The sequence below is a fragment of the Pseudonocardia sp. genome (genome assembly GCF_025965585.1).
In the GTDB taxonomy this organism is placed as follows: domain Bacteria; phylum Actinomycetota; class Actinomycetes; order Mycobacteriales; family Pseudonocardiaceae; genus Pseudonocardia.
Genome location: NZ_JAOPWR010000518.1, coordinates 45285 through 51585, shown reverse-complemented (window position 1 = coordinate 51585; position 6301 = coordinate 45285). Strand labels below are relative to the sequence as shown.

Genomic DNA, 6301 nt, shown 5'->3' with positions numbered 1-6301 from the left:
GGCACGCCGCCCACGGCGGGGCCGCCGACCGCGGCCCCGCGCGGACGTCCCGACCCGGGCCCGCTGAAGGGTCCGGTCGAGCCCTTCGCCGACCCCGGCCGCGACGCCCACGACGACGATGACGATGTCGACGAGCCCGCGGACGGCATCCTCTGGTCGGCCAGCTCGATGCCGCCCGCCGAGCCCGACACCCCGGCGCCGGGCGTCGCGGTCCCGGCCCAGCGCGCCGGTGAGCAGGAGACGGCCGACGCGCCCCGCGGTGCCCGTTTCCCGCGTCCCGAGGACGACGACGCGCCCGCCAAGCGGGTCCGCGTCGTGCTGGCCGAGCGCAAGGGCGTGGCCCGCCCGGTGCGCACGGTCGTCGACATCCAGGAGGGCACCGCCGTCGGTGAGCTGCTGCGCAGCAACCTCATCAGCTCGCAGCTGCGGGTGGCGCTGCGGTTCGCCGCGGGCGCCGGACTGACGCTGGGGATCCTGCCGCTGCTGTTCGCGCTGTTCCCCGCCATCGGTGAGACCGACGTCCTGGGTCTGCGCCTGCCGTGGCTGCTGCTCGGCGTGCTGGTCTACCCGTTCCTGCTCGGGCTGGGCTGGTGGCACACGCGGACGGCCGAGCGCGTGGAGCAGAGCTTCGCCGACCACGTGCAAGAATAGGAAGGGATGAGCACACCCTCCCTGGTGGCGCTGGTCGCCATCGCGCTCGTCGGTGTCGTGTCGGCCGGGATCGGATCGTTCGGCGTCCGTGTCGCGCGCAGCACCTCCGACTTCCTGGTGGCCTCGCGCACCGTCACCCCCGTCGCGAACGCCAGCGCGATCTCCGGCGAGTACCTCTCGGCGGCGTCGTTCCTGGGCATCGCCGGGCTCATCCTGCGGGAGGGCACCGACGCGCTCTGGTACCCGGTCGCGTTCGTGGCGGGCTACCTCGCGCTCGTGCTGTTCGTCGCGGCCCCGCTGCGCCGCTCGGGCGCGTACACGGTGCCCGACTTCGCCGAGGCCCGGCTCGCCTCACCCGCGCTGCGCAAGATCTGCACCGTGTTCGTGCTGATCATCGGCTGGCTGTACCTGCTGCCGCAGCTGCAGGGCGCAGGCCTCGCACTCACCACGCTCACGTCCCTGCCGGCGTGGAGCGGCGTCGCCGTGACGGGCGTGGTGGTGCTGCTGACCGTCGTCGGCGGTGGAATGCGCTCCATCACGTTCGTGCAGGCGTTCCAGTACTGGCTCAAGCTCACCGCGCTGGCGATCCCCGCGATCGTCGTCCTCGGGGTCTTCCTCTCCGACGCCCGCACGTTCGACCGGCCCGCCCCGCCCCAGTTCCCCGAGCGGACCACCGTGGACGTCCGGACCCCCGTGGTGCTGCAGACCGTCGGACCGGTGGGTTTCACCGCCTCCGGCGTGGTCGACGGGCAACCGGTGAACGGGCCCGTGGAGTGGGTGGCGGGCCGGCACACGGTGGCGGCGCAGACCTCGCTGACGTTCGACGCGGGATCGGCGGTGCCGACGCCGGTCGGCACCCCCACCACCGACCGCGACTGGCTGCGGCCGATGTCGGGCGACAGGAGCGACCAGCTGCTGGAGATCTACTCGATCCTCATCGCCGGCTTCCTGGGCACGATGGGGCTGCCGCACGTGCTGGTGCGCTTCTACACCAACGCCGACGGGCGGGCGGCCCGTCGCACCACGGTGGCCGTGCTGGCGATGATCGGCGGCGCCTACATGCTGATCACGCTGCTCGGGGCGCTGTCCCGGTTCTACACGCCGCAGCTGATGGTCAGCGACCAGAGCGACGCGGCGATCCTGCTCGTGCCCACGGCCGCGCTCGGGCCGGGATGGGTCGGGTGGCTGCTCGGCGGGCTGGTGGCAGCCGGTGCCGCCGCGGCGTTCCTCTCCACGTCGTCGGGCCTCGTGGTGAGCCTCGCCGGCGTGCTGTTCACCGACGTGCTGCGGGGGAAGCTGAAGGACTTCCGGCTCGCCGCCGTGCTCTCCAGCGTCATCCCGATGGCGCTCGCCCTCACGGTCACGCGGCTGGACTTCTCGCTCACCGTGCCGCTGGTGTTCGCCGTCGCCGCGTCGACGTTCTGCCCGCTGCTCGTGCTCGGCATCTGGTGGCGGGGGCTCACGGCGCGCGGGGCGATCGCCGGGGTCCTCGTCGGCGGGGTGCTGTCAGGCGTCGCCACCGGACTGAGCATGTTCATGGCCCTGCCGGCCAACTGGGTCGGCGTGCTGCTCTACCGGCCGGCGGTGGTCACCGTGCCGGCCGCCTTCCTCGCCATGATCGTGGTCAGCCGGATGTCCCGGGAACAGGTCCCGTCCGACGTCGAACGTGCGCTGCTGCGGCTGCACGCGCCGGAGCGGCTCGGGCTCAACCCGGACCGTGTCGACCGCCCCAGGACCGTCGATCGGTACCGAGCCGGTGACCAGGCCCGGCCCGAGTTGACATAGTGGCGCCGTGACCACCACGGGCATCCTCGCGATCGCGGCCATGGGGCTGATCGCGGTGCTGTCCGCGGTGATCGGCGCCATCGGCGTGCGCGTGGCGCGCAGCACGTCGGACTTCCTGGTTGCCTCGCGCACCGTCGGCCCGGTGGCCAACGCCGGGGCGATCTCCGGGGAGTACCTCTCGGCGGCGTCGTTCCTCGGCGTCGCCGGGCTCATCCTGCGTGACGGCGTGGACGCCCTCTGGTACCCCGTGGGCTACGCGGCGGGCTACCTCGCGCTCGTGCTGTTCGTCGCAGCCCCGCTGCGGCGGTCCGGCGCGTACACGGTGCCCGACTTCGCCGAGGCCCGGCTGCGCTCACCCGTCCTGCGGAAGGTCTGCACGGCGTTCGTGGTGCTCATCGGCTGGCTGTACCTGCTGCCGCAGCTGCAGGGCGCGGGCCTGACCGTCGCCACCGTCACCGCGCTGCCCTCCTGGTCCGGCGAGGCCGCCGCCGCCGTAGTGGTCGTCGCCACCGTGGTGCTGGGAGGGATGCGCTCGATCACGTTCGTGCAGGCGTTCCAGTACTGGTTCAAGTTCGCCGCGCTGGCGCTGCCCGCCGTCATCGCGCTGGTCTTCTTCCTCGGCGGCGGCACCACGTTCGACCGTCCCGCACCGCCGTCGTTCCGCGACCCCACCACCGTCGACGTCCGGACCGACGTCCTGCTGCAGGTGCGCACCCCGATCCCCGTCACCGCCACCGGCACGGTCGACGGCGTGCGGCGCGTCGACGCGCCGCTCGTCTGGGAACCCGGGACCCACACGGTGACGGCGGGCGCCACGCTCGAGTTCGCTGCGGGCTCGCCGGTGCCGGTCGTCGCCGGTGCCCCCGTCCAGAACGACAGCTGGCTCACGCCGTTCCCCGAGGACCGGCCCGACGGGCTGCTCGGCACGTACTCGCTCATCCTCGCGACGTTCCTCGGCACGATGGGCCTGCCGCACGTCCTCGTGCGCTTCTACACCAACCCCGACGGCCGGGCAGCCCGCCGCACGGCCGTCTTCGTGCTGGCGCTCATCGGGGCCTTCTACATCACGGCCTCGCTGGTCGGGGCGCTGTCGCGGCTCTACACCCCGCAGCTGCTGGTCAGCGGCGACACCGATGCGGCGGTGCTGCTGCTCCCGACGGCCGTGCTGGGCAGCGGCTGGGCGGGCGCCCTGCTGGGCGCGCTCGTGGCGGCCGGCGCGTGGGCGGCGTTCCTCTCGACGTCGTCGGGCCTGGTGGTGAGCATCGCCGGCGTCCTGTCCACCGACGTGCTGGGCAGCGGCCGGGTCCGCGACTTCCGGCTGGCCGCGGTGATCGCCGGCGCCGTGCCGCTCGTGCTGTCGCTCTTCGTGACCAGGCTCGACTTCTCGGAAGCCGTGGCCCTGGTGTTCGCGGTGGCCGCCTCCACGTTCTGCCCGCTGCTGCTGCTCGGCATCTGGTGGCGCGGTCTCACCGACCGCGGCGCCATCGCGGGCGTGCTCGTCGGCGGCATCCTCTCGGCGGGTGCGGTCGGGGTGAGCCTGGCGGGGTTCGGCGGATCCGGCTGGACGGGCGTGCTGCTCTACCGGCCCGCGCTGGTCAGCGTGCCCGCGGCGTTCCTCGTGATGATCGGTGTCAGCCGATGGACGGCCGGACGACGGCCCGCCGACGCCGACCAGGTGCTGCTGCGCCTGCACGCCCCCGAGCGTCTCGGCCTGAGCCGGGACCGGCTCGAGGACCGGCCCCGCCGCGGCGGTTCGTAGGACAGAGGGATCTTTATCACCCGAGTGGCGCATTCCACACCTTGCGCCCGTGTCGTTTACCGTCTGCCGCGCTGTCGCCCTCCAGGGCCTCATGACTACTCGGCGTATGTAGGACACGAGACGGGGAGTGATGCCGTGAGCACGACAGGCGAGCGGTCGACAGGATCGGTCTACGAGCAAGTCCAGGGCAGCCCGGAGTTCGCTGACCTGCGGTCGCGGCTCCGGCGTTTCGTTTTCCCGATGAGCGCGGCGTTCCTGATCTGGTACCTGGTCTACGTGCTGCTGGCGTCCTACGCGCCGGAGTTCATGGCCACGAAGGTCGCCGGCAACATCAACATCGGCCTGATCATCGGCCTGCTGCAGTTCGTCAGCACGTTCGTGATCGCCACCGTCTACGTGCGCTACGCGAGCCGGAACCTCGACCCGGCCGCCGAGCGGATCCGCAAGCGCATCGAGGGAGTGGCGTGAGCGTCCTCGCACAGGCGCCCGCGCCCGCCGCGCCCGTGATCGGCAGCGTGGGACTGAACATCGGCATCTTCGTCGTGTTCATCGGCATCACGCTGATCTTCGTGTACCGGGCGAGCCGCACCAACCGGACCGCGTCGGACTACTACGCCGCCGGCCGGTCGTTCACGGGCCAGCAGAACGGCGTCGCGATCGCGGGCGACTACCTCTCGGCCGCGTCGTTCCTCGGCATCGCCGGTGCCATCGCGACCAGCGGCTACGACGGCTTCCTCTACTCCATCGGCTTCCTGGTGGCGTGGCTCGTCGCGCTGCTGCTGGTGGCCGAGCTGCTGCGCAACACGGGCAAGTTCACGATGGGCGACGTGCTCGCGTTCCGCATGCGGCAGCGCCCCGTGCGCGCCGCGGCGGCCACGTCCACGCTGGTCGTGTCGTTCTTCTACCTGCTCGCGCAGATGGCGGGAGCGGGCGGCCTGATCGCGCTGCTGCTGCAGATCCCCAACAGCAACCGCGGGCTGCAGAGCGTCGTCATCGCGGTGGTCGGCGTCATCATGATCATCTACGTGCTGGTCGGCGGCATGAAGGGCACCACCTACGTCCAGATCATCAAGGCCGTGCTGCTCATCATCGGTGCCGCGGTCATGACGGTCTGGGTGCTCGGCTTCGTCGGGTTCAACTTCTCGCAGCTCCTCGGTGACGCCGTCGCGGCCAGCCCGAAGGTCGGCGAGAAGCTGCTGGCCCCGGGCCTGCAGTACGGCACCACGCCCACCGCGAAGATCGACTTCATCTCACTGGGCCTCGCCCTGGTGCTCGGCACCGCGGGTCTGCCGCACATCCTCATGCGCTTCTACACCGTGCCCACGGCCAAGGAGGCCCGCAGCTCGGTGGTCTGGGCCATCTGGCTGATCGGGATCTTCTATCTGTTCACGCTGGTGCTCGGCTTCGGCGCGGCCGCGCTGGTCGGCCCGGACGCGATCAAGGCCGCTCCCGGCGGGGCCAACTCCGCCGCGCCGCTGCTGGCCTACCGGCTCGGCGGCGAGGTGCTGCTCGGCCTGATCTCCGCGGTCGCGTTCGCCACGATCCTCGCGGTGGTGGCGGGCCTGACGATCACGGCATCGGCGTCCTTCGCGCACGACGTCTACGCCAACGTGATCAAGAAGGGGCAGGCGTCGCCGGACCAGGAGGTGAAGGTCGCGCGGCGCACGGCGCTCGTGGTCGGCGCGTTCGCGATCGTCGGCGGCATCCTCGTCAACGGCATCAACATCGCGTTCCTGGTGGCACTGGCGTTCGCCGTGGCCGCATCGGCGAACCTGCCGACGATCATCTACTCGCTGTTCTGGAAGCGGTTCAACACCACCGGTGCGCTGTGGAGCATCTACGGCGGCCTCGGCGTGTGTGTGCTGCTGATCATCTTCTCGCCGGTGGTCTCCGGCCCGAAGAGCGTGATCTTCCCGGGCGGCGGCTGGGACTTCTTCCCGCTGGAGAACCCCGGGATCGTCTCGATCCCCGTGTCGTTCCTCCTGGGTGTGATCGGCACCTTCGTCGGCGGCCGCAAGGCTGTCGACCGGGCCAAGTACGCCGAGATGGAGGTCCGGTCGCTGACCGGCGCCGGCGCGGAGAAGGCCGTCATGCACTGACGCACGT

Annotated in this window: 5 protein-coding genes; all 5 read left to right on the top strand. The window is 71.7% G+C overall.

The annotated features are described in order from the left end of the window. A partial coding sequence (locus tag JWR81_RS32070; RefSeq protein ID WP_297661396.1) for a hypothetical protein occupies nucleotides 1-651 on the top strand: 651 nt, incomplete at its 5' end. 6 nt (nucleotides 652-657) lie between these two features. Further along, nucleotides 658-2436, top strand: a complete 1779-nt coding sequence (locus JWR81_RS32065) for a cation acetate symporter (RefSeq protein WP_297661394.1) — start codon at nucleotides 658-660, stop codon at nucleotides 2434-2436. Between the two features lie 7 nt (nucleotides 2437-2443). After that, nucleotides 2444-4195 (top strand): cation acetate symporter, encoded by a 1752-nt coding sequence (locus tag JWR81_RS32060; RefSeq protein ID WP_297661392.1) that lies wholly within the window; start codon nucleotides 2444-2446, stop codon nucleotides 4193-4195. 135 nt (nucleotides 4196-4330) lie between these two features. Further along, entirely contained in the window at nucleotides 4331-4663 is a 333-nt protein-coding gene (locus tag JWR81_RS32055) for a DUF485 domain-containing protein (protein ID WP_297661386.1), read from the top strand. Then, nucleotides 4660-6294, top strand: coding sequence for a cation acetate symporter (locus tag JWR81_RS32050; protein WP_297661384.1), 1635 nt, complete (start codon nucleotides 4660-4662; stop codon nucleotides 6292-6294). The genes JWR81_RS32055 and JWR81_RS32050 overlap by 4 nt, the downstream gene beginning before the upstream one ends. Nucleotides 6295-6301 lie beyond the last annotated feature (7 nt).

Excerpts from the sequence above, each read along its gene's own strand:
- JWR81_RS32065 (WP_297661394.1), top strand. The coding sequence starts at position 658 with ATGAGCACACCCTCCCTGGTGGCGCTGGTCGCCATCGCGCTCGTCGGT.